The 25,273-nt window shown below is 49.2% G+C and carries 25 protein-coding genes, 1 pseudogene and 1 other annotated feature; of the genes and pseudogenes, 2 read left to right on the forward strand and 24 right to left on the reverse strand.

What is annotated here, in order from left to right; all coding sequences use genetic code 11:
• Positions 1–47: 47 nt before the first annotated feature.
• From ABIC15_RS01790 to ABIC15_RS01840, 11 genes and pseudogenes are all read right to left on the reverse strand, one after another.
• Positions 48–566, reverse strand: coding sequence for an adenine phosphoribosyltransferase (locus ABIC15_RS01790; RefSeq protein ID WP_012370959.1), 519 nt, complete (start codon positions 564–566; stop codon positions 48–50).
• Positions 545–2,854: a single-stranded-DNA-specific exonuclease RecJ gene (gene recJ / locus ABIC15_RS01795; protein WP_012370960.1), complete on the reverse strand. Its 2,310-nt coding sequence runs from the start codon at positions 2,852–2,854 to the stop codon at positions 545–547. Before recJ ends, ABIC15_RS01790 begins: the two co-directional genes overlap by 22 nt.
• A gap of 69 nt (positions 2,855–2,923) precedes the next feature.
• A pseudogene (secD, locus tag ABIC15_RS01800) lies at positions 2,924–5,132 on the reverse strand (protein translocase subunit SecD).
• Positions 5,133–5,288: 156 nt separating this feature from the next.
• Positions 5,289–5,579 (reverse strand): preprotein translocase subunit YajC, encoded by a 291-nt coding sequence (gene yajC, locus ABIC15_RS01805; protein WP_012370963.1) that lies wholly within the window; start codon positions 5,577–5,579, stop codon positions 5,289–5,291.
• 71 nt (positions 5,580–5,650) lie between these two features.
• Complete coding sequence (gene tgt, locus ABIC15_RS01810) at positions 5,651–6,796, reverse strand: tRNA guanosine(34) transglycosylase Tgt (protein ID WP_012370964.1); 1,146 nt, start codon at positions 6,794–6,796, stop codon at positions 5,651–5,653.
• Positions 6,793–7,836 carry a tRNA preQ1(34) S-adenosylmethionine ribosyltransferase-isomerase QueA gene (gene queA, locus ABIC15_RS01815; RefSeq protein ID WP_012370965.1) on the reverse strand — a complete coding sequence of 348 codons (1,044 nt, stop codon included), beginning with the start codon at positions 7,834–7,836 and terminating at the stop codon, positions 6,793–6,795. The genes tgt and queA overlap by 4 nt, the downstream gene beginning before the upstream one ends.
• A 2-nt stretch (positions 7,837–7,838) precedes the next feature.
• Positions 7,839–8,834 carry a Holliday junction branch migration DNA helicase RuvB gene (gene ruvB, locus ABIC15_RS01820; RefSeq protein WP_354019569.1) on the reverse strand — a complete coding sequence of 332 codons (996 nt, stop codon included), beginning with the start codon at positions 8,832–8,834 and terminating at the stop codon, positions 7,839–7,841.
• 4 nt (positions 8,835–8,838) lie between these two features.
• Positions 8,839–9,432, reverse strand: a complete 594-nt coding sequence (ruvA, locus tag ABIC15_RS01825) for a Holliday junction branch migration protein RuvA (RefSeq protein WP_354019570.1) — start codon at positions 9,430–9,432, stop codon at positions 8,839–8,841.
• Positions 9,433–9,647: 215 nt separating this feature from the next.
• Complete coding sequence (gene nadA / locus ABIC15_RS01830) at positions 9,648–10,745, reverse strand: quinolinate synthase NadA (RefSeq protein WP_012370968.1); 1,098 nt, start codon at positions 10,743–10,745, stop codon at positions 9,648–9,650.
• Positions 10,742–11,578 carry a carboxylating nicotinate-nucleotide diphosphorylase gene (gene nadC / locus ABIC15_RS01835; protein WP_354019573.1) on the reverse strand — a complete coding sequence of 279 codons (837 nt, stop codon included), beginning with the start codon at positions 11,576–11,578 and terminating at the stop codon, positions 10,742–10,744. The genes nadA and nadC overlap by 4 nt, the downstream gene beginning before the upstream one ends.
• Entirely contained in the window at positions 11,547–12,977 is a 1,431-nt protein-coding gene (locus ABIC15_RS01840) for an L-aspartate oxidase (RefSeq protein WP_354019574.1), read from the reverse strand. The genes nadC and ABIC15_RS01840 overlap by 32 nt, the downstream gene beginning before the upstream one ends.
• Positions 12,978–13,074: 97 nt before the next feature.
• On the opposite strand from ABIC15_RS01840, the gene ABIC15_RS01845 reads away from it, so the two are divergent.
• Together ABIC15_RS01845 and ABIC15_RS01850 are read left to right on the forward strand one after the other, a co-directional pair.
• The gene (locus ABIC15_RS01845) at positions 13,075–14,166 is read left to right on the forward strand and encodes a cysteine desulfurase family protein (RefSeq protein ID WP_354019576.1); all 1,092 of its coding nucleotides are present in this window, start codon (positions 13,075–13,077) and stop codon (positions 14,164–14,166) included.
• 20 nt (positions 14,167–14,186) lie between these two features.
• Entirely contained in the window at positions 14,187–14,729 is a 543-nt protein-coding gene (locus ABIC15_RS01850; protein WP_214763524.1) for a transcription repressor NadR, read from the forward strand.
• Between the two features lie 80 nt (positions 14,730–14,809).
• Here ABIC15_RS01850 and ABIC15_RS01855 read toward each other — a convergent pair whose 3' ends face one another.
• The 13 genes from ABIC15_RS01855 to radC all read right to left on the reverse strand — a co-directional run bounded on the left by ABIC15_RS01855 (position 14,810) and on the right by radC (position 25,265).
• Complete coding sequence (locus ABIC15_RS01855) at positions 14,810–16,093, reverse strand: hemolysin family protein (protein ID WP_214763523.1); 1,284 nt, start codon at positions 16,091–16,093, stop codon at positions 14,810–14,812.
• Positions 16,094–16,134: 41 nt separating this feature from the next.
• On the reverse strand, positions 16,135–17,430 hold the full coding sequence (gene obgE, locus ABIC15_RS01860) for a GTPase ObgE (RefSeq protein ID WP_012370974.1): 1,296 nt from the start codon (positions 17,428–17,430) through the stop codon (positions 16,135–16,137).
• A gap of 15 nt (positions 17,431–17,445) precedes the next feature.
• Entirely contained in the window at positions 17,446–17,931 is a 486-nt protein-coding gene (locus tag ABIC15_RS01865) for a Spo0B domain-containing protein (RefSeq protein WP_012370975.1), read from the reverse strand.
• Positions 17,932–18,000: 69 nt separating this feature from the next.
• Positions 18,001–18,279 (reverse strand): 50S ribosomal protein L27, encoded by a 279-nt coding sequence (gene rpmA / locus ABIC15_RS01870; protein ID WP_012370976.1) that lies wholly within the window; start codon positions 18,277–18,279, stop codon positions 18,001–18,003.
• Between the two features lie 14 nt (positions 18,280–18,293).
• On the reverse strand, positions 18,294–18,632 hold the full coding sequence (locus ABIC15_RS01875) for a ribosomal-processing cysteine protease Prp (RefSeq protein WP_012370977.1): 339 nt from the start codon (positions 18,630–18,632) through the stop codon (positions 18,294–18,296).
• Positions 18,633–18,635: 3 nt separating this feature from the next.
• A complete protein-coding gene (gene rplU, locus ABIC15_RS01880) occupies positions 18,636–18,944 on the reverse strand; it encodes a 50S ribosomal protein L21 (RefSeq protein WP_012370978.1) in 309 nt (102 codons plus the stop codon).
• A 15-nt stretch (positions 18,945–18,959) separates the two neighbouring features.
• Positions 18,960–19,029 (reverse strand) — a sequence feature (ribosomal protein L21 leader region).
• A 78-nt stretch (positions 19,030–19,107) separates the two neighbouring features.
• Entirely contained in the window at positions 19,108–20,445 is a 1,338-nt protein-coding gene (locus ABIC15_RS01885; RefSeq protein ID WP_012370979.1) for a ribonuclease E/G, read from the reverse strand.
• Between the two features lie 64 nt (positions 20,446–20,509).
• Positions 20,510–21,313 (reverse strand): septum site-determining protein MinD, encoded by an 804-nt coding sequence (minD, locus tag ABIC15_RS01890; RefSeq protein WP_041261996.1) that lies wholly within the window; start codon positions 21,311–21,313, stop codon positions 20,510–20,512.
• 50 nt (positions 21,314–21,363) lie between these two features.
• On the reverse strand, positions 21,364–22,038 hold the full coding sequence (locus ABIC15_RS01895) for a septum site-determining protein MinC (RefSeq protein WP_012370981.1): 675 nt from the start codon (positions 22,036–22,038) through the stop codon (positions 21,364–21,366).
• 3 nt (positions 22,039–22,041) lie between these two features.
• Positions 22,042–22,545: a rod shape-determining protein MreD gene (gene mreD / locus ABIC15_RS01900; RefSeq protein ID WP_012370982.1), complete on the reverse strand. Its 504-nt coding sequence runs from the start codon at positions 22,543–22,545 to the stop codon at positions 22,042–22,044.
• A complete protein-coding gene (gene mreC, locus ABIC15_RS01905; RefSeq protein ID WP_012370983.1) occupies positions 22,538–23,422 on the reverse strand; it encodes a rod shape-determining protein MreC in 885 nt (294 codons plus the stop codon). The genes mreD and mreC overlap by 8 nt, the downstream gene beginning before the upstream one ends.
• Before the next feature lie 14 nt (positions 23,423–23,436).
• A complete protein-coding gene (locus tag ABIC15_RS01910) occupies positions 23,437–24,471 on the reverse strand; it encodes a rod shape-determining protein (protein ID WP_012370984.1) in 1,035 nt (344 codons plus the stop codon).
• Positions 24,472–24,632: 161 nt separating this feature from the next.
• A complete protein-coding gene (radC, locus tag ABIC15_RS01915; RefSeq protein ID WP_483298750.1) occupies positions 24,633–25,265 on the reverse strand; it encodes a RadC family protein in 633 nt (210 codons plus the stop codon).
• Positions 25,266–25,273: the final 8 nt, after the last annotated feature.

Below are 25,273 nucleotides of genomic sequence, written 5' to 3' on the forward strand. Positions count from 1 at the left end.
AAAAGAAATACCCCCCCGACCACTGCCGAGAAGGTATTGCTTATTCATTAATCTGCGTAACGAATCAAGGATAAAATATCGTATCCTTCTAATTTTTCACGTCCGCCTAAACCGTCAAGTTCAATCAGGAATCCGATTCCGGCAACCGTTCCACCGAGTTGCTCAATCATTTTGATTGTCGCTTCGATCGTGCCGCCTGTTGCCAGTAGGTCATCGAGAATGACGACGCGTTGTCCTGGTTGGATTGCATCGTGGTGCATCGTCAAGACATCTTTCCCGTACTCAAGACCATACTCGACACGGACTGTCTCACGCGGTAATTTTCCTTCTTTACGAACTGGAACAAATCCGATTTCCATCGCGTATGCTGCTGGGCATCCGACAACGAATCCGCGTGCTTCCGGTCCGGCGATGACGTCCGCGCCTTGCTTACGGGCATAGTCGATCAATGCATCGACTGACTGCTTATAAGCAGGACCGTTCTGCATCAGGGATGTGATATCTTTGAAACTGATTCCTTCTTTCGGCCAGTTTTCGACCTCTTTTATATGCTGTTTGAACTCCATGTCATTTCCTCCTGCTTCGCCGCTTCTACCAAAGTATCAAAACGCTCTTTCAACTGAGCGAGTGACGAATAAATGTATTGTTGCTCAAGACGTTGACGTTCCTCATGACGCTTGTACGTCGTTGCTTCCGTCAAGTCCCGTTTTTCAGCATTCGGGTTTACACCCGGCAGCCCGTCCTCCATTGTAACAAGAAAATCAAGTTCCGAAAACACTGAATGCATAAAGTTAATCGAACGTTTCGACCATTTTCGCGATTTCGACAAACGAACAAGCCCGATTCGGAGCTCGTCACGGGGACATTTCGCAAAGTAATTGAAATAATGTTTAAACTCTTCCCGTGACGGAATCGTCTCGAAATAGTACCCTTCATCCTTAAACGCACAGTAAATCCGTTCGGCATCTTTTAAATACGGCAAGAAAGCTGCTTCTTCTTCGGGCAAATCCAAAAAGACAACATTTGCCTTCGCCTCTCCGTTCAGCGGACGCTCGGCATATTTGGATTGTGTTTCTTCCGAAAATGCAACAAATGTCGTCGTGTCGTGCGGAAGTTCAAATAAATCCGTTAATGGTTTTTTCCCACCGCGGTAATCGAACAATTGATAATCCACGACGGCCAGATCCTGAATCATCAGTTGCGGTTTACGGAAACCGTTCCATTCGTTGATGTTCAGACTCCCCATCAATGAAACTTCAGCGAGCGATGATACTTCGTCAACGGCATCTCCAAACCCGAATCCGATACCATCGAGTTCCGTTTTCCCGTCCGTCACAAGAACCTTCAAGTGCGTTAAATCACGCCCGATTCGTTTCAAGTCCCGAATGTTGGCGCCTTCGACGACGACACGCGGCGACGGATTTCCCATACCAAACGGAGACAACCGTCCCATTTCTTCAATCAAGCCAATCGAGACATCCGAGACACGTAAACGTAAATCAATCTCCGTCGTGGCGATAAACGCTTCGTCCGGCAGACTTGCCGCTTGGGCATTCAACCGTTCTCGTAACACCGGGACGTTTTCTGATGACAATGTCATCCCGGCAGCCGCCGGATGTCCTCCGAAGTGCGGTAAGATGTCAGCCGTCTGATTCAACTCGGCAAAGAGGTCAAAGGCTGCAATCGAACGTCCTGATCCTTTAGCCGTCCCTTTTTCTGCATCGTGACACAACAGAATGACCGGACGATGGTACTTTTCAACGAGCCGGGATGCGACGATTCCGACGACACCGGGATTCCATTGATCGGAATCAACGACTAAAACACGATCGGATAGATAATGTTGCTCCACGAGTGCCGTCGCTTCTTCGGCAATTTTTTTGACGATATCCTGCCGTTGTTTGTTTTGCTGATCGAGTTGCTCGGCGAGCGGTTCCGCTTCTTCCATCGTTTCCGCAAGCAGCATCTCAAGCGCTGGCATCGCCGAGTCAAGACGTCCGGCCGCATTGATCCGGGGTCCAAAGGCAAATCCGACCGATTCTTCCGTCAATTCGTCTTCGACGAGACTGCAGACTTTCCGTAACGCCAGGATGCCAGGCCGTTCACTGGCATTCAATGCTTCAATTCCTTTTGCTGCAAGCAAACGGTTTTCGCCGATAAGCGGGACTAAATCGGCAATCGTTCCGAGTACAGCCAAATCAAGCAATTCTTCCGGTACACGCCCAAGCAGCGCGTGAGCGACCTTAAAGGCTACACCGGCTCCGGCGAGCTTCGAATACGGATAGTTGGAATCGACACCCGGATGAATCATAGCAAAAGCGTCCGGCAGGACATCTTTTGCTTCATGGTGATCGGTAATGATTAAATCGACGCCGAGTTCTTTTAAAACAGCCGCTTCCTCGATGCCGGAAATCCCGCAGTCGACCGTGATGACGAGACCGAATCCTTCTTCTGCTGCCCAGCGGAACGCCGCCTCGTTCGGTCCATAACCTTCCGTAAAACGATTCGGGATATAACATTCCGCCATCGCACCGACTTCAATCAACGCATGCCATAAAATCGCAGCGGAACTGACACCGTCAACATCGTAATCGCCGTAAATCAAAATCATTTCACCTTCATCTGCCGCCTGCTGAATTCGGGTGATCACTTTGGTCATATCCTGGAACAAAAAAGGATCATGAAATGCCGTTTGATCCGTTTCCAAAAATGCCTTGGCTTGATCGGCGGTATCAAATCCCCGCTGAACAAGCAAGTGCGCAACTTGCCGGGATACGTTCACCTGGTCGGCTAACTCGTCTATTTTAAGCGAATCGACGTCTTTGTCGATCCATGTTTTCTTTGAATGATACATCCAATCCCTCCAATCAACTCCATCATTATAGAACAAAACCCGCGTTAGCGATAGCTAACACGGGTCAGGTTATGAGGCTTGTTTAGATGATTTGAGCGTCCGGCCTTTCATGACGAGCCACAATTGGGCTGCGATGAAAATTGAAGAATACATCCCCATGATCAGACCCACCAATAAGGCAAGGCTGAATCCACGAATCGCTTCACTGCCGAAGATATAGAGCGCCGCTGCCGTCATGATGACTGTGACGACAGTATTGATTGAACGAATGATTGTCTGTTGAATCGATTCGTTGACAATATGCGACAATTCGCTGAACGTCACTTGTCGGCCGCCTTTTTCAGCATGGGCAAGATTTTCCCGAACCCTGTCGAACGTAACAATCGTATCATTGACCGAATACCCGATGATGGTCAAGATCGCTGCGATGAAGTACAGATTGACTTCAATCTGGAACAGCGAGAAGAAGGCGATGATCATCAAGGCGTCATGGAGCAACGCAAGAACAGTCGCAATCCCGTATAACGGTTGGAAACGGAACGAGACGTAGATGACGATCCCAAGCGACGCCAGTAAAACGGCATAAATTGCATTACGGGCAATCTCCTGACCGACCTGGGCAGATACAGTCGAAATGCTTGGTTCTTTCTTGTATTTCGCTTCAATCGCTTGTTTCATTTTCGAGATTTGTTGCTGATCGAATTCTCCGACGAACGTCACGTTCGCGAGCTTGCCGTCTTGCGCAAATTGAACACCGTTAATTTCCGCTGCGTCAATTCCGGCATCTTCGATAACGGAACGAACCTCTGATTCCTTAATCGTGTTCGTTGAAGAAATTTCAACCCGTGTTCCTTCTGTAAAGTCAATTCCGAGGTTCAGGCCGCGGAGTGTGAGCAACAAAACAGAAATGACGACAAGGGCAATCGTGATGATAAAGTAAATGTTCCGGTGTTTTACATAATCAAATTTCGTAGGATTAAAGTTCACGAATTTCACTCTCCTTTACGCCAAACCAGGTTTTCTTCTTATCAAACCATCGGCTGCTGACGAGAAGTTGCATCAGGTAACGTGAGATGAAAACATTCGTGACGAACGTGACGGCAATTGAGACCATCAGCATGATCGCGAATCCTTTGACGGTACTCGTTCCGAAGTAATACAACACGCCTGCAGAAATCAACGTCGTCAAGTTGGCATCAAGAATCGTACCAAATGAGCGGCGGTTACCGGCTTTGAAAGCAGACAAGACAGATTTCCCGCTTCGGAGTTCATCTTTGATCCGTTCTGCCGTGATGATGTTGGCATCTACCGCCATCCCGACTCCAAGGACAAGGGCCGCGATTCCCGGTAAGGTCAGGACGGCGTTAATTCCGTTAAAGAAGATCATGACGAGATAGATGTAGAACAACAAGGTAATGATCGATACGAAACCGGATACCCGGTAAAACAGCAACATGAACAAGAAGACGGCTGCGACACCGATCATCGACGCAAACAAAGTCTGGTCGAGGGCATCTTGACCAAATGCGGCCGAGACAGACGTCGAGTAGATTTCATCCAGCTTAACCGGTAGTGCTCCGGCGTTTAAGATGGAGGATAGTTGCTTCCCGTATTCTGCTGTAATGTCACCACCGGAGATGATGGCTTTATCCGAGTTGATCGGCTGTTGGACCGATGCATCGGAGACAATTTTAGAGTTTTCTTTTTGAATCTCTTTTTCGTACGTATCGCCTTTCTCATAGTCGAGCCAAATGACAAGACGATTGGCGGGCGGTTGCATTTTTGATACTTGTTGTGTCACTTCATAAAATTTTTCTTTCGACTTCATTGTCAGTTCGACGAGCGGTGCATTTGTTTGCGGATCGTATCCGACTTTTGCGCCTTTAGCCTTTAAGTCTGAACCATCAAGTAACACTTTGTCGTTGATGTCCCGGAATGACAATTCGGCTGTCGAGGATAGAATCTGACGGGCTTCACTCTGATTTTTGACACCGGCTAGTTGAACACGAATCCGGTTGTCTCCTTCAATCCGGATATCCGGCTCTGAGACACCCAGTACGTTGACCCGATTTTCGATTGCCGTCAGTGTCGCGCTCATCGCATTGGCATCGATGACGTCGCCTTTTTTCAACGGTTGTACTTCATACAACACTTCAAATCCGCCTTTTAAATCAAGACCGAGTTTTGTGTCTTTTAAGAGCCAATTCGATGTCGTGCCAATCAAAACGAGCAGCGCGGCAACGATGATGAAGAACGTGACCAGTTTTCCCTTCTTAATCATGCTACATTGTCCTTTCTCTCAATCCCAGTATATTTTCAGACAACTTTCTTATCCTATCCTAGCTTACATAAGAATTAGTAATCTTAGCAATCGTTTTTCTCATATAAAAACAGAAAAGACGCTTCCGAATTCGGAAAGCGTCTTTTTCTAGCCTTATTCGACGATTTCGTCGTCCATGACAGTCGTAGTTTTTTTCGTAACTTCTGCGACCGCACTACGGTTGAACGTCAATTGAGCGTTACCCGATTTCAATGTGACTGTCGTCTCATCTACTTTTTGTACGACCCCATGAAGGCCACCGATCGTTACGATCGAGTCACCGCGTGATAACTGGGTTTGCATCTCACGCACTTGCTTCTGGCGTTTGTTCTGTGGACGAATCAACAAGAAATAAAACACCACGAAGATCAAGATCATCGGGAGGAATGTCAATAATTGTTGCATCTGAGTCAGCTCCTTTTCATTCAAATCACGTTCATTATACCGTAAAAAGAATAGAATTGTCAGACCATTTATCAGAAATTCTTCGCGTTCGGTAAATTATAACCGTATTCTTCGAAGAATTCGTCTTTGAAATCAAGCAGACGATCTTCGCGAATCGCTTGACGGACGCCTTCCATCAACTTGACGAGGAAGTGAAGATTATGTGTCGAACAAAGGTGAAGACCAAATGTTTCCTGTGCCCGGATTAAGTGATGGATATAAGCACGCGAGTAATTCTTACAGGCGTAGCAATCACACTTTTCGTCGAGCGGACGGAAATCACGCGCGTATTTGGCATTCCGGACGACGAGACGTCCGCTTGATGTCATCAACGTACCATTGCGGGCAATCCGGGTCGGCAAGACACAGTCAAACATGTCAATCCCGCGGATGGCTCCTTCGATCAAGGCATCCGGCGAACCGACGCCCATCAAATAACGCGGCTTGTCTTCCGGCATGAGTGGTGTCGTGAAATCAAGGGCACGATACATGACGTCTTTCGGCTCTCCGACCGACAGACCGCCGACTGCATAACCCGGGAAATCAAGCGATGCGAGATCGCGTGCGCTTTGGCGGCGCAAATCTTCATACTCTCCGCCTTGAATAATCCCGAACAAGGCTTGATCCTGCGGCCGTTCATGAGCTTCAAGGCAACGTTCCGCCCAGCGGCTTGTCCGCTCGACTGAAGCTTTCATGTATTCGTGAGAAGCCGGGAATGGCGGACATTCATCAAAGGCCATCATGATATCCGAACCAAGGGCATTCTGGATTTCCATCGCTTTTTCCGGTGACAGGAATAGTTTGTCTCCGTTCAAGTGGTTGCGGAAGTTGACACCCTCTTCCGTGATGTTGCGCAAATCAGCGAGTGAAAAGACTTGGAATCCGCCCGAATCGGTTAAAATCGCACCGTCCCAGTTCATGAATTTATGGAGACCGCCGGCTTCCTTGATGACATCATGTCCCGGACGGACCCACAAATGATACGTATTTGACAAAATGATGTTCGCGTTCATGTTTTTGATCTGTTCCGGCGCCATTGTCTTGACCGTCGCTTGTGTCCCGACCGGCATGAAAACAGGAGTCTCGAAGCTGCCGTGCGGCGTATGGACGATTCCTAACCGCGCACCAGATTGTTTACAAGTCTTGATATGTTCGTACGTTACTGCATGTTTTGTCATCGGTTTAATTCCTCTCTCGTTAAGAACATTGCGTCTCCGAAACTAAAGAATCGGTAGTTTTGCGCAACAGCTTCTTCATAGGCATGTAATATGTGTTCGCGGGTCGATAAAGCGGATACGAGCATGATCAACGTCGACTTCGGCAAGTGGAAGTTCGTAATCAATCCGTCGATTCCTTTAATTTCCTGACCAGGATAGATGAAAATATCCGTCCAACCGGAAGCTTCAACAAAATCCCCATGATCGCGGATGACGGTCTCAAGCGTTCGTGTCGAAGTCGTTCCGACAGCAATGATCCGTCCGCCGTTTTTGCGGGTCTCGCGTAAAATCTTTGCGGAAGACTCCGGTAACTCGTAGTATTCACTATGCATTTTGTGGCTGTCGACGTCATCAACAGAGACCGGACGGAATGTCCCGAGTCCGACGTGCAACGTCAACGGCGCAAGCTGAACCCCTTTATCCGTCAGGGCCTGCAACAGTTCCGGCGTAAAGTGAAGACCGGCTGTCGGAGCTGCCGCACTTCCCCGTTCCCGGGCGTAAACGGTCTGGTAACGATCCTGATCTTCAAGCTGCTCGTGGATATAAGGCGGCAACGGCATCGTCCCGAGTTGATCGAGTACTTCATAAAAAATCCCTGTATACGAGAACTTCAGGATCCGTCCGCCGTCGTCGAGTGCTTCGACACATTCCGCGCGGAGCAATCCGTCACCAAAGGACAGGACGGTTCCCGGTTTGACGCGTTTCGCCGGTTTCGCGAGTGTCTCCCAGACGTCATCGCTTGTCTGTTTGAGTAACAACAGTTCGATTTTGCCGCCGGTCTCTTCCTTGACACCAAATAGGCGTGCCGGCAAGACCTTTGTATCATTGATGACAAGAGTATCCCCCGCATTAAAATACGAGACGATATCATGAAATTTTTCATGCCGAAGGGCGCCGGTTTCCCGGTTGACGACCATCAGCTTCGAACTTGTCCGATCGAGCAAAGGCACTTGCGCAATCTGCTCTTCCGGTAAATGAAAATCAAATAAATTTACATCCATCTTTAGTTTCCTTCTTTCAATCCTAAATGTCGCCGCGCAAACGGCGTCAAAACACGACCTCGTGGTGTACGTTGTAAAAATCCTTGCTGCAGCAAGTATGGTTCATAGACATCTTCAATCGTCTGGGCATCTTCACCGATCGTCGCAGCAATCGTTTCAAGGCCGACCGGTCCGCCGGCAAAACGTTCGGCAAGCGAACGTAACAGACGGTGATCGACGTCATCCAGCCCGAGTGCATCCACATGCAGACGATCAAGGGCGCCCGTCGCAAGTGTCGCATCGATTGCCGTTTGGTGTGCGACTTGTGCAAAATCACGGACACGCCGCAACAGACGGTTGGCGACACGGGGTGTTCCCCGGGAACGGAGCGCAATCGCTTCCGCTGCCATCCGGTCCGCTTCAAAACCAAACAAGCGGGACGTCCGTGTAACAATCGCCGACAATTCCGGCATCGTATAGTACTCGAGTTTCAGCGTCACTCCAAACCGGTCACGAAGCGGAGCCGATAACATACCGGCCCGCGTCGTTGCTCCGACGAGGGTAAACGGCGGTAAATCAATCCGCACACTGCGGGCGAGTTCGCCTTGACCGATGACGATATCGAGGCAATAGTCTTCCATCGCCGGATAAAGAATTTCCTCAATCGACCGGCTTAACCGGTGAATCTCATCGATGAACAAGACATCTCCCGGTTCGAGCGAAGATAAAATAGCAGCCAAATCGCCCGGACGTTCAATCGCCGGTCCGGCTGTCGTCTTGATACCGACCCCCATCTCATTGGCAATGATTGTCGCAAGCGTCGTCTTACCAAGACCGGGAGGACCGTATAAAAGTACGTGGTCCAGTGTTTCCTGACGGATTTTTGCCGCTTGGATAAAGACACTTAAGTTGCCTTTTGCCTTCTCTTGACCAATATATTGATCAAGTGTCTGAGGACGCAAACTCCACTCTTCCTGATCTTCCGCATGTGCGGATTCTGACAAAATCCGTTCTTCCACGTTCTCACCTCACATTCAATAACAACTGCAACGCCCGCTTCACATATTGATCCGTCGACAACACTTCACCTTGAAGTGCTTTTTTGACTTTTTCGACTTCCCGTTCACTGTATCCGAGTGCCGTCAACGCTTCACATGCTTCATTTAATTCCGCATTTCCTTGGGCAAATAATCCTTCGCTCGGAATATAATCCGGTGCGAGCTCTGCCAACTTCCCTTTTAAATCAAGGGTCATCTGCTTCGCAGTCTTTTTGCCGACACCGGGGAACTTGATCAAATAACTTTCCTTTTCCTGCTCAATCGCTTCAACAAGCGCATCGACGTCTCCGGACGCCACAATGGCGAGTGATCCTTTAGGACCGATTCCCGTTACGCCAAGCAATTTTGTGAACAGCGCCCGTTCCCGTCTTGAACGGAATCCGAACAAAACTTCCTGGTCTTCTCTGACATAATGATACGTATATACGATAACCTGTTCGTCTCCGGTCCGATAAAAAAACGGGTTCGGTGCTACGATTTTGTAGCCAATCCCCCCGAACTCGATCGTCACGAATTCCGCACAGACATAAGCGACTTCGCCGCGTACGAATTCTATCACTTTAGAACGCTCCCATCCATTAACAAACTCTCGTGTTATTGTAGCATATAACGAGGAGGCTCTTCAAAACGTAATTCTTTAAACGGAAGACGGTCACGATGGAAATTCATCTCTTCTAAACTACTAAAAAAACGAACCAGAAAAACGGAATGCGACATTCCTTTCTCTGGTTCGTAGTGCGTAAATGGTTCAGATTGACTTTTCTTTTCGGACGATCAAGAACGTTCAAGCATCCGTTCGAGTGCAAGTACCGCATATCGCGTCGTTTCCGGATCAACGGTAATGATATTGACCGGCTGACCGGCTTCGATTTGTTCGAGCGACCAGGCGAGGTGTCGTAAATCAATCCGGTTCATCGTCAGACAGGGACACATGAAGGGATTCAAGGAGACGATATCGAGTTGCGGATAATCGTTCGCCAGTCGTTGGACTAAGTTCATCTCTGTACCGATCGCCCATTTCGTCCCCGGTTCCGCCCGTTTGATTTGATCGATGATATAGGCTGTCGAACCGTTCAGGTCCGACGCTGCCACGACCTCAAAGGAACACTCCGGATGAACAAGAATTTTCCGCTCGGGGTCCGCTTGACGGAACTGTTCAATTTGTCCGACCGTAAACTTCTCATGGACGGAACAATGTCCTTTCCACAGGACGACCCGGATGTCCTCATCCGCTCCGTCGAATATCAGCCGATCCGCAATCGGATCCCAGACTGCCATCTGTTCCAGGGGAATCCCCAAAGCATGTGCCGTATTTCGCCCGAGATGTTGGTCAGGCAGGAAAAAAAGAATCTCGCGTTCCCCGAGTGCCCATTCGACCATCGGAACGGCATTCGAGGACGTGACCGTCGCTCCACCGTGCCGTCCGACAAACGCTTTGATTTCAGCCGTTGAATTGACATAGGTCAGCGGGAGAATCGATCGGCCCAACCGGTTCGTCAATATCTCATATGCCCGTTCCGTCTGAAATCCATTTGCCATATCAGCCATTGAACAACCGGCCCGCATGTCCGGTAAGACGACTGTATGTGTTTGATCCGTCAGCATATCTGCCGTCTCTGCCATGAAATGAACGCCGCAAAAAACAGTATATTCTGCGTCTGTCATCTGTTTCGCCAGTTGGGCGAGCTGGAGTGAATCTCCGGTCGCATCGGCGAACTGAACGACCTCATCTTTCTGATAATGATGTGCCGGTAAAAATAACCGTGAGCCCATCCGTTCTTTGATACCTTTAATGATTGTCACTAATTGTGCATCCGTTTTTTCTGAGTACGTTTTTGGAATCCCCTGCTCTGTAAATAAATCAAGACTCATCTTTTTTTTCCTCCCGCAATTTTCATACTGATGTCTAACGCCGGTGCCGAATGGGTCAATGCTCCGAGTGAGATGTAATCTGCCCCGCACTCACTATAGGCTGGCAACGTATCCAGCGTGATCCCGCCGGACAATTCAACGGTGATTGATTTCGGAATCCATGACCGGAACCGCTTAATTTCTTCCGGTGTCCGGTTGTCGAGCATGATAATGTCGACCCCTGCTGCAACTGCTTCCTTGACCTCTTCACCGGTCTCGACTTCGACTTCAATCGGTGTCGTATGACCGACTTGCGCCTTCGCCCGACGGACAGCTGCTGTAATCGAACCGGCGACGGTGATGTGATTATCTTTGATCATGACGGCGTCATCGAGTCGACCGCGGTGATTAAATCCGCCTCCGACTCGAACCGCATGTTTCTCAAGCATCCGGAGTCCCGGTGTTGTTTTACGGGTATCCGCAATCCGGACGTTCCCGGCGACCAGACGGACAGCCTGATGCGTCAATGTCGCGATTCCGGACGTCCGCTGAATCAGATTCAATGCGACCCGCTCTCCCGTTAAAATCGCTTGTAACCGCCCGGTCCACTTCGCAACGACTTCTCCCCGGACTATCGGTTCTCCGTCCCGGACAAGTGTTTCGTGTTCGACTCCGAGCAGTCGGGCTAGTTCGACCAATACCGCTTCGCCGCAAAAAATACCGTCCTCTTTCGCCATGAAGTGACCGGTTCCTATTTCATCGCCGGTCAAACACACCTCACTCGTCACATCCTGATGCCCGATGTCCTCCACCAAAAAATCCTCAAGCTGTCGTCGTAGATACCATCTGTTCATGTTGTCGGTCTCCTTTTAATCGTTGAATTGCACCTTCAAGCAACAGCTTTGCCGTCATCAGATGCAGGCGCCTCAGTTCAGCGTCCCGTCCTGTTGCCCGTTCCTCCGGTTGGTTTTTGAAGGTTTCCAAGGTTTGTTTAAGTACGGTTTCATCAAGATGGACGGCCAGCGCTTCTGTCCATGATGGGTCAAGTGCCACCTTCTCTTCATCTTCTTTGAACTGATTTTCAGGCAATGGCAGACGGGGCGGCAACTGGAGTCGTAACGCCAGTTCCTTGCCCATCACAAAACATTCGAGAAGTGAGTTCGAGGCTAATCGATTTTTTCCGTGCAATCCTGTTGAAGCGACCTCTCCGACTGCATACAGTCCCGGAACAGTTGTCCGTCCGAGACGATCCGTTTTAATCCCGCCCATTAAAAAGTGCACACCGGTCGTCACTTCGACGATATCAGGTGATATGTTCAATATTTCACATTTTTCAACAAATGTTGGAAAGTGTGTTTGCAGATGTTCGACAGGCGTCGTATTGAGATAGACCGCTTCCTGTTCTCGTACCGTCGTGATTCTCATCGCCACTTCATCCCGGGCCGCCAAGTCGCCTTGCGGATGATCCGACATCACGCGCCGGCCGTCTGCCGTCATCAAAAAGGCACCGGCGCCACGTAAAGCTTCCGTAATCAAACCGTGACTGACGCCGTCATGCAACAAAACGGTCGGATGATGTTGGATATAACCTAAATCCGATAGACTGGCGCCAACTTGAGCAGCCAAAGCTAAACCGTCACCGGTCAAGCTCGGTTCATTCGTCGAGGCTGCAAACAGTCCGCCGATGCCTCCTGTCGCCAGGATGACAGACCGAGCTGAAAAGACAATCGGTGTTTCACCTTGATATCCTCGTGCTCCGACAACCTGTCGGTGATCAGTCAACAATTCCGTGATGACCGTGTTTTCCCTGACAGGATGCTTGAGCTGTCGAAACAGTTGCGTCATGATTCGTTCTCCTGTTTGATCTCCGCCACTGTGAAAAATCCGCGGTAACGAGTGCGCCCCTTCCTGACCTAGAGCGTATGCTCCTGTCACCTGACGATCAAACGTAACACCAAATGCTTCGAGTTCCGGAATCACCTGCTTTCCGGTTGCGGTGATAAAAGAAATCATCGTTTCATCGGTCCGTCCTTTTGCCGCCTGCTTCGTATCCGCTTGATGACTGACATGGTCGGCTTCGAGATACGCTGACGCAATTCCGCCTTGTGCCCGCATCGAATTTGTTTCTGTCCTTGTTCCTTTTGAGACGAGAATGACATTCAGATCAGCCGGAAGATGCAGGGCAACCGATACGGCAGCTAGTCCTGTCCCGATGATTAGAACATCCACTTCTTCTGTTTTATGTAAAGACATATGAAAAACACCTCTATACAATTATATTTACTATTGACTTGACAATAAGTTTGGCATATTTTTAGCTGAGTGACAAGATGAAAGGATACGATAATTGATGATTTATTTAGATCACGCGGCAACGACACCTATGCACCCGGATGCCATCGAACAGTATCGGGACACGGCAGAACGGTTCTACGGCAACAGTTCTTCGCTCCATGACACGGGAGAAGACGCCCTTCAACTGCTGGAACAGGCACGGAATAAATTAATGCAATGGCTCGGTGTAACGGAAGGAACGATTATATTTACGGGCAGCGGTTCTGAAGCTAATTACATCGCTTTAAGCCATCTTCTCCGCCAAACCAATAAGACAACTGTCTTGACACTTAAATCGGAACACGATTCCGTTTTACTTCCTTTGCAACGGTGGGCAGTCCATTGGCAGGCACTCGATTTAAAGACGACCGGTGAATTCGACTGGGACTTATTCGAACAAGCGTGTACGGAAGAGGTCGGTGTCGTCTCTATCCAGCAGGTAAACTCAGAAACAGGATTCATCTTTCCGATTGCCGCGATTGCCGCCTTTTGCCGAAAAAAAGGTATTCTGTTCCACTGTGACGGGATTCAAGGCTTTTTGAAGAACCCGGTTGATTTGACCGACGTCGAAGCTTATACGATCAGCAGTCATAAAGTGTATGGACCGAAAGGACTCGGTGCCGTCTATTTGCGTCATCCCCTGTTCAGTCCCTATTATGAGGCGCACCACGAATTCGGAATCCGGCCGGGAACCGTCGATGTCCCGGGAATTGCTGCTTTCATGATGGCATGTCACCGTTATCTTCAGGAAAATCAACAGATCCAGGCATCGAGCAAAAGATTTCGTGGTATGCTAAAAAAAAGACTTCCAGCTGCTTATTATCAAATCATTGAGTCCCCTCAGCAACTTCATTCGATTTGTGCCATTCATACGAAACAACGGGATGGTCAATTCGTCCTCCTCGCCCTGAACCGTGCCGGAATTGCCGTCTCGGCGGGAAGCGCTTGTCGTGCAGGTGAAAATGGCCCCAACTCGACTTTACGGGCGATTGGTTTTGATGAGTCGGCGGCTCATGGATTGATTCGACTCAGTTTCGGTCGGATGACAACAGCCGAGGAAGTAGAGCGATGTATCGATGTTCTATGTTCTCTGGAGGAATCAGATTAATTGGAAAGGCAGGAATAATCATGGGAAGAAGACAGTCCGGAGAAGAACGCCGGCAAGAGTTGTTAGAAATCATTCAACAAAGCGAACAACCCGTCACAGGAACGAAGTTGGCGAAGCAGGCAGGTGTCAGCCGCCAGGTCATCGTGCAGGATTTATCATTGCTAAAAGCAAAAGGACATCCTGTCGTTGCGACTGCCCGGGGATATCTATTAAATCATCCGGAGCTTGACGAATCCCGCCATATGAGAAAAGTCGTCTGCCGGCACGCTAGTGATCAATTAAAAGCAGAGTGTGACGCCGTCGTCGATGAAGGTGTCATCATCCGTGATGTCATCGTCGAACATCCCGTCTACGGCTTTTTAACAGGAGAATTGATGCTGAAAAGCCGCCGCGATGTCCGGGCGTTGATCGAACAACTGGAAGAAACGCAGGCGACCCCTTTATCCACTTTGACGGATGGTGTCCACATTCATACGCTGGAAGCGGATAACGAAGAAGCGTTAAATGCCGCAATCGATGCGCTCGACCGTTTGGGTATTCTTGTTTCAGAACTCGATGTTTAATCACGAGGATGCCTTTTAAATACATCCTTTCATAACAAAAAGGTCCATTCCTAATCGGAACGGGCCTTTTGTTATGCAGATCAGACGTTTAAATCGTCCGTTCCTTCTGATGGTTCATGTTGTGAGAATACGGCTGAAACGGTCCGGACCCGCCGGTTTTCGACGTGCAGGACAGTCAAGGTCAACGGTCCATACACCATCTGAGTCCCTACTTCCGGAATATGACCGACATCTTCCATAATCCAGCCTCCAAGCGACTGTGCTTCCGTTTCCGGCATCGCCAAGTCAAATTGATGACAAAAATCTTCGATGTCGTATTCCGCCAGACATTCATACCGGTTCGGGCTCACCTGTTTCGTGTACTCGAGTGATTCATCATGTTCATCCCAGATTTCTCCGACCAGTTCCTCGAGAATATCCTCCAGTGTAATCAAACCGGCTGTTCCTCCGAATTCATCCAGTACAACAGCCATATGTGACTGTTTGACTTTTAATTCCGGTAGCAAATCAATGATGTGGGTTTGCGGAACGACAAACGAAACCGGACGAATCAATTCGCGAATTTCGACACGTCCGTGCTTGACGAATTCCCGTAAAAAGTCACGTTCTGATAAAACTCCGATGATGTGATCAATCGAATCCTTATAGACCGGCAAACGCGAGAATCCGCCTTTTTGCACTTCACGTAAAATTTCATCAAAACCGGCATCAATGTCGATTGCCTGAATATTCGTTCGCGGTGTCAGTGCTTCTTCGACCGTGACATTCTTAAAGTCAACCGCCCGATGCACGATTTCTGCTCCCGCTTCGTCCATGACACCTTCTTCTTCACTGATATCGACTAAAGCCCGTAATTCCTGTTCGGTGACAAGCGGTCCTTTCGGATCGGCCCCAATCAGCAACAACGCAACCTGTCGTAACTTCAGAAACAGGAAAATCGCCGGTTTAAAGAGACTCAGACAGACATGCAGCGGACCACTGATCCAAAACACATACGTTTCCGCATGTTCCCGAGCATAGGATTTAGGAATGAGCTCCCCAAATAACAAGATGAACAGAAACGTCAGAAAAACAATACTGATTTGTACCAATAGATCCGTCGATACCGTCATCGCCAACCAGCCGCCAATCATCGCGACACCGAGGTTAGACAAGGTATTTCCGATTAAGATGGCGGTCAGTGTCTCCTCATACCGTTGCAACAGACGAAGAGCTTGAGTCGCACGACGGCTCCCCTCCTCCGACTGATGCAAAATCCGTAACCGGTTTGCACTCGACAAGGCGGTTTCAGACGAGGAGAAAAAGGCCGAGATGACAAGCAGGACGAAAAACCAGATGAACTGAATCGCGGGAAGTGGGTCCACGATGCTCTCACACTCCATTTCTCAAATGAACTTGTTGTATTTTAGAACGAAGACTCGATGAATTCGAATTCGAAGTCGCGGATTCGAACGACGTCGCCGTCAATCGCACCCATCTTACGAAGTTCTTCATCGACACCCATTTGACGCAACGTCCGGGCAAAGCGTTTGATGGATTCTTCACGCATGAAGTTTGTCATCGTAAACAGCTTCTCGATCCGTGGTCCTTTGATGACGAAGCAATCATCTTCATCTTTCGAAACCGTAAATCCGGCTTCCGGTGCTTCATATCCGTAAACGACACGCGGTGTCGCTGTTTTTTCTTCGAGTTCTTCGAGACCGAATTCCGGCGTCGCATCAACAAGGTCGGCGATACGGAACAAGAGATCGCGTAATCCTTGGCGTGTTGCAGCTGAGATGGCAAACACTTCAAGATCCGGGAACGCTTCTTTGAATGCTTCGAGATTCGCTTCCGCATCCGGCATATCCATTTTATTTGCGACAACGACTTGTGGTCGTTCTGTCAGACGAAGGTTGTAGTCCGCAAGCTCCTTGTTGATGATATTGTAATCGTCAATCGGATCGCGTCCTTCCATACCACTCATATCGATGACGTGCACGATGACTTTCGTCCGCTCGACGTGACGGAGGAACTGGTGACCAAGACCTACACCTTCGCTTGCCCCTTCAATCAGACCCGGTAAATCGGCCATGACGAAACTGCGGCTGTCTTCCGTTTCAACGACACCAATGTTCGGCGTAATCGTCGTGAAGTGATACGCCCCGATTTTCGGACGTGCTGCTGATACGATCGACAGCATCGTTGATTTCCCGACACTCGGGAAGCCGACAAGTCCGACATCTGCGAGCATTTTCAATTCGAGTTTCAAGTATTTCTCTTCACCGGGTTCACCATTCTCTGCATGTTCCGGAGCCGGGTTCGCTGGTGTTGCGAAACGTGAGTTTCCACGCCCGCCGCGTCCGCCTTTAGCCACGATGGCTTGTTGTCCATGGTGGACAAGGTCAGCGATGACTGCATCCGTATCATCGTCATACACGACTGTGCCTGGCGGGACTTTAACGACCAGGTGCTCGGCTTTACGTCCGTGCATCCCTTTCGACATCCCGTTTTCACCCTGAACGGCCTTAAAATGACGTTTGTAACGGAAATCCATCAACGTCCGAAGTCCTTCATCCACTTCGAGAACGACGTGAGCACCATGCCCACCGTCTCCTCCGGCTGGTCCGCCGTCTGGAACATATTTCTCGCGACGGAACGCTACCTGCCCGCGTCCTCCATCTCCTGCTTTTACATAAATATTTACCTGATCGACAAACATGTCAGATCCCTCCTATTACTTTTCTTCCTCGACAGGAAGACTTTCGATTTCAATCACACACTCATGTTCTGTCTGTGACTCGATCTCCATCGGCGTCACTAGATCTTTAAGGCGCGACATATCTAGTAGATCCCGATAGATCTCGATGGTCACGCCCTCATGGAAGGTCACGGATACTTCTCCATTCCCCACTTCTATCATGTCAAACGCAGCTTCAAGAATAGACGCCAAGCGTGAATCCTCGATCTGCTTTGGTATTTCGATTACATCATATTCGACAGTTAGGCCTGTCCAATCTGCTCGTTGCAGTGCGAGTGCCGTTTTCGGTAGTCCAATCAGGGAAAGTCGTCCTTCTCGCGACGCTTGTTCCCGATACATTGAACAAATCGATTCAACAGCCGCCTCGTCACCCATCGCGCTATATGAACGAACAAGTTGTAACCGATTCAACCATTCGTGACGAAGTGACTTCAAAAGATCCAGTACCTGTTCATCCTTCATCAGTCGTTCCCTCCTAAAAAAAACAGACCCTAACCCCTGAAAGTGGCTAGAGTCTGCTTCATCGATCACTTATGCTGGGTAAACGCTGACTTGTTTTTTGTCGCGTCCGAGACGTTCGAAACGAACGACACCAGTTGCAGTTGCGAAAAGTGTATCATCGCCACCACGTCCGACGTTCATACCTGGGTGAATCTTCGTACCGCGTTGGCGGTAGAGGATTGAACCAGCAGAAACAGTTTGACCGTCTGCACGTTTCGCCCCAAGGCGTTTCGATTGCGAGTCACGACCGTTCTTTGTCGAACCTACCCCTTTTTTCGATGCGAAGAACTGAAGATTAAGTTTCAACATGTGGAATCCACCTCCTATATTTGTTCAAGTTGGATAAACTCACCGTAACTGTCGGCGATGGTTCCGAGTTGGACCAACATCGCTTCCAGTAACAATTGGGTGCGTTCACTGACATCCGGTGCTAAGTCAGCATACGGTTCTACGTAAAAGTAGCCACCTTCTTGTTGTTCTGCCATTTCAAGGAGCAGGACCTGCCCGAGCAGTGATTCGATGGCATTATATGCCCCGAAGATCACACTTGATGTGCCGGCACAGACTAAATCTAAACCAGGCTCAGCGAACTCGGCATGTCCTGTCACTTCGATGGAACGGATCAAATCCGCTTCATCTCGTCGAATCTTGACACGTATCATGGCTTACGCTTCGATTTTCTCGATGCGGACCTTCGTGTAAGGTTGACGGTGACCTTGCTTACGACGGTAGTTCTTTTTAGCTTTCATTTTGAAGACTGTGATCTTTTTCGCGCGAGCGTGTTTGATGACCGTTGCTACGACCTTCGCACCTTCTACGAGTGGAGCGCCGACTTTAACATCGTCACCACCAAGGATCAAGACTTCGCCGAATTCTACTGTGCTGTCGACGTCTGCGTTTAATTTCTCAACGTAGATTTCTTGGCCAGCTTCGACTTTAACTTGTTTACCACCAGTTTTAATAATTGCGTACATTACGTGCACCTCCTCTTAGGAACTCAGACTCGCCATCACGGGCAGCGGATGCTTTAAAACCCGGTCTGTGCGGTTGTAGTCATTTGGGTGCTTTCCAAACGAACTAACGTTATTCAGAATACCAAACGATGCTGACTGTTGTCAATAACGTTCTCCTTTATTCTTATTGTCTTTTGACGAAATCGTCACAATCGGCTTTCGTGCCGGTAAACAGAATCCCCGGTTCGCCTTCTACCAGAAGCAATTCGAGAGGACTTTCGGCAAGAAGCAACGGACTGAGCAAAGCGAGCGGAGCACGCACGACCGCCGCCTCCGCATGAGTTGCCAGTTCCATCAGCCGCGGTTCGAGTTGCCGGTGGATGGCAATCCTAGACGGCTGACCGTGATCCCGGGACCGTTCGAATAAGGACTTTCCGTGCCGCTGACGCGTCAATTCACATAATCCCATCTTCGTAAAACCGTATACTTCAATCTGTTTTGACTCATGTGCGGCCCGTTCCTTCAACAGTTGCGTCACCCGTGTCTGCCCTTTACTGGAACCCCTTAAAAAATCGACGGCAATCATGCCGCTAATATTCCGCAAACGGAGTTGCCGCATGATTTCAACAGCAGCTGCTTCATTGATTTGATCAAATGTCCGCTTTTGTTCTTTGACGGAAACCGTTTTCCCGCTGTTGACATCAATCACGGTCATCGTCTCGACTTCTTCAATCAACAGGTAAGCACCACCATCAAGCCAAACGACCCGGTCCAGTGCCTTCTCAATCGCCCGGTCGACCTGTTCCATGACCGGCAGGCGCCCTTTGATGACCGGACGCTCGACTTGCAACCCCATCTGCTCGAGCCGCTCTTTCTCCGCTCTGGTCGTGACAAGCGCTTCGGCGACATGACTTAACCGTTTCGCTTCCTGAATGATCAACGGCTCATCCTGTTCCAACGTCGCCTGCTGTAGCATGTGTTGATGACGCGCACGCAATTGCTTTAATTCCGTCATCAACACTCCGACCTCGGCTTGTGCCGCTTCTGTCCGGTATAAAATCCCTTCTTCTTCCGCTACCGGAATCACTTTCGCCAGCTGCTGCTGGACGACGAGATCCAGTTTGCGGCTGAAGCGTACACGGCGTCCATACGGGAAATAGACGAGAAACCGTCCGCCGTAGGTGATGTTTTGTGTGACTTTATGCTGTTTCGGCGCAGCCCCTTCTTTCACCACCTGTACGAGTAAGGTTTGACCGACCTGAACGGCTTGGCCGATTGTCGGAACTTCCGGATAACGGCGTAACGTCTCGAGCGTCTCATTGATCGGTAAATAAAGCGGCGTCCCATCCGTCGCAATCAAAAATGCCGCTTCCAGTGTCGGATGCAACCGATCGACTTTGGCATGCAGCAACGTACCGACCCGAATCTCATCCCGCATCCGTTCATGGTACTCGACGACCCGTCCTCCTTCGACCAATGCCACCCGTTCCAGGGACGGAGTCTGTTCACTAATCCATTTCATCTTCATTCCTCCATGAAAAATAGACTAGAAGCATCAAAACCCTTCTAGTCTATTTTTCCCCATCTTATTTCATGCCAAGCATTTTTTTAAGTTTCACGAAAAATCCTTTTTGCGGCTGTTCCATGATGTCGAGCAACGGAACAGACTCTCCGAGAATCCGGCGGGTGATGTTCCGATAGCCAAGACCAGCCCGGTTATCCGGATTCATCGTCACAGGTACACCACGATGTGAAGCCGCGATGACTTCTTCATCATCGACGATCAGACCAAGCAGATCAATCGACAGAATACGCATGATTTCATCGATATCGAGCATATCTCCAGATGCCATCATATGCGAACGGACACGGTTGACGACGAGCTTCGGTACGATTTGACGTTCCGAGCGCTCAAGCATTCCGATGATCCGATCTGCATCCTGAACCGCTGCTTTTTCCGGTGTCGTGACGATGACTGCTTCATCTGCACCGGCAATCGCATTCATGAATCCTTGTTCGATTCCTGCCGGGCAGTCAATCAAAACAAAGTCATACTCGAGTTTCAACGAATCAATGATGCCTTTTACCTGTTCCGGTGTAACGGATGATTTATCCTTGGATTGGGCAGCAGGTAACAGATACATTTCTTCAAAACGTTTATCACGGACGAGGGCTTGATGCAGTTTACATTGCCCGGTCACGACGTCAACGATATTATAGATACTCCGGTTGTCGAGGCCAAGTACGATATCCAGATTCCGAAGACCGATATCTGTATCAACGAGACAAACTGAATGCCCCATCAGCGCAAGTGCCGTCCCGATGTTAGCCGTTGTCGTCGTCTTACCGACGCCACCTTTACCAGATGTGACGACGATGGCACGTCCCACATGCGTTTTCGCATCTTTATGTACCTGTTCTTTCACTTGTTCCATATCTGTCACCCTCTTTCACTATCAATCGCAAATTGATCCATCCGCGCAAGCGGAACGGTTTGAAGACGAGAAAATTCTACTCCTGTTTCCCCGACAAACGCACAGCCCATATCCAGTGCCTGAATCGGCGCATCGTCCGGATCTTCATAAACAAAATCAGAAATTGAAATCCATTTCGGTTGTAAGACACTGGCAGCAATGACAGCTTGATGATTCCCGCCTTTTCCTGCATGAACCGTTCCACGTAACGCTCCCAGGCAATAAATGCTGCCGGTTGCGTGAACGACGGCTCCTGGATTGATGTCGCCAATGACGACAATCGATCCTTCAACGTCTACGACATGCCCACTGCGGGCCGTGCCGCCGAAGTAATGAAATGTTCGTTCCCCGTACAGGGCTTTTGCTTCATCCTTCGTCAGACACTCGCTGTCGTACCCATTAAATGAAAATGAATCATGACGCGCGACGATGGACTCGACGGCCGTCACAACGCCTTCGTCGACATAACGGCGACCAAAGAAGAAGGTAATCGGAACGGCGCGTCCGTTCTCGACGGATTTGTCGGCAAGCGTCAATTCTAAATCGTCAAGAAATTCATCCACACTGCACCTTTCATTTACATAGACGGCGAGGCCACCACGATGACCTTTCATCGTTACATAACGCTTACGCTCAATCATGACTCATCCTCTTTTCTCATCAAATGTGGATTGCACCAGTCGCGTCATCGGGTAATACAGCACGATGATCCCAATCAACTGCGCAATGAGACTCCTTGGAATGATTTGTGTCGCGAGTTCCTTGAAGGGAACACCGACCCCTACGACCGAAGCCGTGAAGAAATAAATATCCAGTTCAAACAAAATAGCGCTGAACGTAAAGGTGACGATAATCGTTAATACGTTCTCCTTTACATATTTTAGCACGAAGCTACTAAAAAGCGGAATGGCAGATAGCGCAAATAAATAAATTCCGATGATATCCGAGTAGACGAAATCATATAACAGACCAAACAGCAGTCCAAAACCAAGCGCCTGTTCGATTTTTCCGTAACGCCCCAAAAACATCAGCGCAATCAGCGTGACATGAATGACGTAAGGAGAGCCGTCTCCGAGCGGACCTGCGAACAGTGTTCCTTCCAAGATAAAAAGAAGGAACACGGCGAAAAACAACTTGATGTTATTCACGAGTGTCCCCTCCCTTGTCGGTCTCAGCGAAAGGTTCCTTCGCTTCGCGCTGGATCACGAAAACGTGACCAAACTGTTCGAAGTCTGCTGCCGGTTTGACGTATGCGATTTTCGAAGCACCGTATTGATCCGATTTCACTTGTTCGATCTTACCGACGACGATACCGCTCGGATACTTGCCACCGAGTCCGGATGTCGTAACAATTTGACCTTTTTTCAGTTTGGCGTCGTTCGGAATCTTCGTGAATTTCAAAAGATTCGTCTCTTCGTCAAAGCCTTCGATCGTTCCGAAGACCCCTTTTCCTTTTGTATCGTCAGCGACAGCTGAGACATTGTTCGTCCGGCTTGTATCCGATAATAACTGAACGAGTGAAGTGTAGGCACTTGTCTGAATGACACGACCGACCAATCCATCTGCCGTCACGACGGCCATGTTGGCTTTCACCCCTTGTTCTTTACCGATGTTGACCGTAACGAAGCGTTGCCACTCGGATGACGTCCGACCGATCATTTCTGCCGGTAATAACGTATAATCACGAATCGATCCCTTTAACTTCAACATGTCTTTTAATTCATTGTTCTCACGTTCCAGGTCGCGGACTTTAACGGAATTTCCGGCATAGTCGCCCAGTCGTGATTTTAAATACTCATTTTCCTTATACACATCGCGCACTTCTTTAACCGAAGTGACCGTATCATCAATCCAGCCAATCGGTGTCGCAAAAAGACGTTGGCCAACCCCGACCGTATCGCGGACAAAGCTTTGATACCAGTGGGTTTGGTTACGTCCTTGAAGCGAGATTCCGATTAAAATCACCAAAAGGAGAAAACTAAGGAGTGTGATGAGCAGTTTTCGATTATTTAAAAATCGCTTCATCGCTCATCCCGTCCTTATCTTTTTTGTGAGATGCCTGATTTCGAACGCAACACATTCATCATCTCCAGTGATTTACCTGTACCGATTGCAACACAGTCGAGCGCATTTTCCGCAACGAGTGTCAGGATGCGTGTTTCATCTTCAATCACAGCATCCAAGTTTTTCAGAAGAGCGCCGCCGCCTGTCAGGACGATTCCGCGGTCCATGACGTCTGCTGATAATTCCGGCGGTGTTTGTTCGAGCGTATGCTTGACACCGGCTAAAATCGCATCGACCGTATCAGACAACGCGTCACAAATTTCTGCACTTGTGACTTCGATTTGTTTCGGAAGTCCCGTTACGAGATCACGTCCACGAATTTCCATCGTCTCGTTTTCCGATTCTTCATCAATCCGCGCATAACCAATTGTCATTTTCAACGTTTCAGCCGTCCGCTCACCAATCATCAAGTTGTATTTCGATTTGATGTAACGAATGATCGACTCGTCCATCTCATCTCCACCAACACGAATCGATTGGCTTGTGACGATACCACCGAGTGAAATGACAGCAACTTCCGTCGTTCCGCCACCGATATCGACGACCATGGATCCCGTTGGTTCAGAAACCGGAAGACCTGCTCCGATTGCTGCCGCGAACGGTTCTTCAATCGTATAAGCTTCGCGTGCACCAGCGAGTTTGGCTGCATCTTCGACCGCACGTTTTTCAACGGACGTGATGCCGCTTGGTACACAGATCATGACGTTAGTCTTAGACGAGAATAAGCCTTTTTTCTTCGTTGCTTGATCCATGAAGTATTTGATCATCGTAGCCGTTGTTTCATAATCGGCGATAACCCCATCTTTCATCGGGCGTCGTGCCGTCACGTTTCCCGGTGTCCGTCCAATCATGTTTTTCGCTGCATTACCTACTGCTTCAATCTTTCCTGTATCGGTACGGAATGCGACGACAGAAGGTTCGCGCACGACGATGCCTTGCCCCTTCACATAAACGAGCGTATTTGCCGTACCTAAGTCAATGCCGATTTCACGGCTAAATGATCCAAACATTATTCAAAAAACCCCTCTCTGAGAATACACTTCACTAATTATAACGGAAAAGCCTTCCTTGGAAAGCGTTAAAACGTTACAGCTTGTTTACAGTTCAATGGTGGTTACAAAAGTAAAAACGCCTGAGGTCAGGAAGCACAGTTCCCCCTCAGACGTTATTCTTACATAAATCCCCGCTGTTTCATACTAATAAATTGTCCATGTCCGATGACGAGGTGATCGATGCAACTGATTCCGATCAATCTGCCCGCTTCAACCATTCGTTCCGAGACCTCGATATCTTCCCGGCTCGGTGTCGGGTCACCGGACGGATGATTATGGACGGCGATGAAGCTTGCCGCCGAACAACGGATGGCTTCCCGAAATATGTCGCGCGGGTGAACAATCGATGTATTGAGTCCGCCGATGAACAGTGTTTTCTTCGAGATCACTTCATTTTTCGTGTTCAGATACAGGCAGATGAAGTGTTCCTGTTGGTATAACCGCATCTCCTCCATCAGCAATTCCGCGGCATCATCCGGTGAGCGGACGACCGGACGGACCCATTTCGGTTCCGTGACGAGCCGACGGCCGAGTTCCAGTCCCGCCATGATTTGGAGCGCCTTTACTTTTCCGACGCCCGGTGCCTTCTCCAGTCCGCCGACACCTGCTGCTTCCAGTTCGATCAGCGACGGATAGATTTCAAGTAAGTCTTCGGCGATTTCAAGCGGACTTCGGTTCCGGGTTCCGCTGCGGACGAGACATGCTAACAACTCCACAGTCGTCGCCTGTGCCAACCCTTTTAATTGAATCATATCCTTTG

It is taken from the genome of Exiguobacterium sp. PvP048, assembly GCF_040549175.1.
Taxonomy (GTDB): domain Bacteria; phylum Bacillota; class Bacilli; order Exiguobacteriales; family Exiguobacteriaceae; genus Exiguobacterium_A; species Exiguobacterium_A artemiae.

Coding starts and splice junctions, on each gene's coding strand:
- ABIC15_RS01790 (WP_012370959.1), bottom strand. CDS start 566: ATGGAGTTCAAACAGCATATAAAAGAGGTCGAAAACTGGCCGAAAGAA.
- recJ (WP_012370960.1), bottom strand. CDS start 2,854: ATGTATCATTCAAAGAAAACATGGATCGACAAAGACGTCGATTCGCTT.
- yajC (WP_012370963.1), bottom strand. CDS start 5,579: ATGCAACAATTATTGACATTCCTCCCGATGATCTTGATCTTCGTGGTG.
- tgt (WP_012370964.1), bottom strand. CDS start 6,796: ATGACAAAACATGCAGTAACGTACGAACATATCAAGACTTGTAAACAA.
- queA (WP_012370965.1), bottom strand. CDS start 7,836: ATGGATGTAAATTTATTTGATTTTCATTTACCGGAAGAGCAGATTGCG.
- nadA (WP_012370968.1), bottom strand. CDS start 10,745: ATGAGTCTTGATTTATTTACAGAGCAGGGGATTCCAAAAACGTACTCA.
- nadC (WP_354019573.1), bottom strand. CDS start 11,578: ATGAACAGATGGTATCTACGACGACAGCTTGAGGATTTTTTGGTGGAG.
- ABIC15_RS01840 (WP_354019574.1), bottom strand. CDS start 12,977: ATGTCTTTACATAAAACAGAAGAAGTGGATGTTCTAATCATCGGGACA.
- ABIC15_RS01845 (WP_354019576.1), top strand. CDS start 13,075: ATGATTTATTTAGATCACGCGGCAACGACACCTATGCACCCGGATGCC.
- ABIC15_RS01850 (WP_214763524.1), top strand. CDS start 14,187: ATGGGAAGAAGACAGTCCGGAGAAGAACGCCGGCAAGAGTTGTTAGAA.
- obgE (WP_012370974.1), bottom strand. CDS start 17,430: ATGTTTGTCGATCAGGTAAATATTTATGTAAAAGCAGGAGATGGAGGA.
- ABIC15_RS01865 (WP_012370975.1), bottom strand. CDS start 17,931: ATGAAGGATGAACAGGTACTGGATCTTTTGAAGTCACTTCGTCACGAA.
- rpmA (WP_012370976.1), bottom strand. CDS start 18,279: ATGTTGAAACTTAATCTTCAGTTCTTCGCATCGAAAAAAGGGGTAGGT.
- ABIC15_RS01875 (WP_012370977.1), bottom strand. CDS start 18,632: ATGATACGTGTCAAGATTCGACGAGATGAAGCGGATTTGATCCGTTCC.
- rplU (WP_012370978.1), bottom strand. CDS start 18,944: ATGTACGCAATTATTAAAACTGGTGGTAAACAAGTTAAAGTCGAAGCT.
- ABIC15_RS01885 (WP_012370979.1), bottom strand. CDS start 20,445: ATGAAATGGATTAGTGAACAGACTCCGTCCCTGGAACGGGTGGCATTG.
- ABIC15_RS01895 (WP_012370981.1), bottom strand. CDS start 22,038: ATGATTGAGCGTAAGCGTTATGTAACGATGAAAGGTCATCGTGGTGGC.
- mreC (WP_012370983.1), bottom strand. CDS start 23,422: ATGAAGCGATTTTTAAATAATCGAAAACTGCTCATCACACTCCTTAGT.
- ABIC15_RS01910 (WP_012370984.1), bottom strand. CDS start 24,471: ATGTTTGGATCATTTAGCCGTGAAATCGGCATTGACTTAGGTACGGCA.
- radC (WP_483298750.1), bottom strand. CDS start 25,265: ATGATTCAATTAAAAGGGTTGGCACAGGCGACGACTGTGGAGTTGTTA.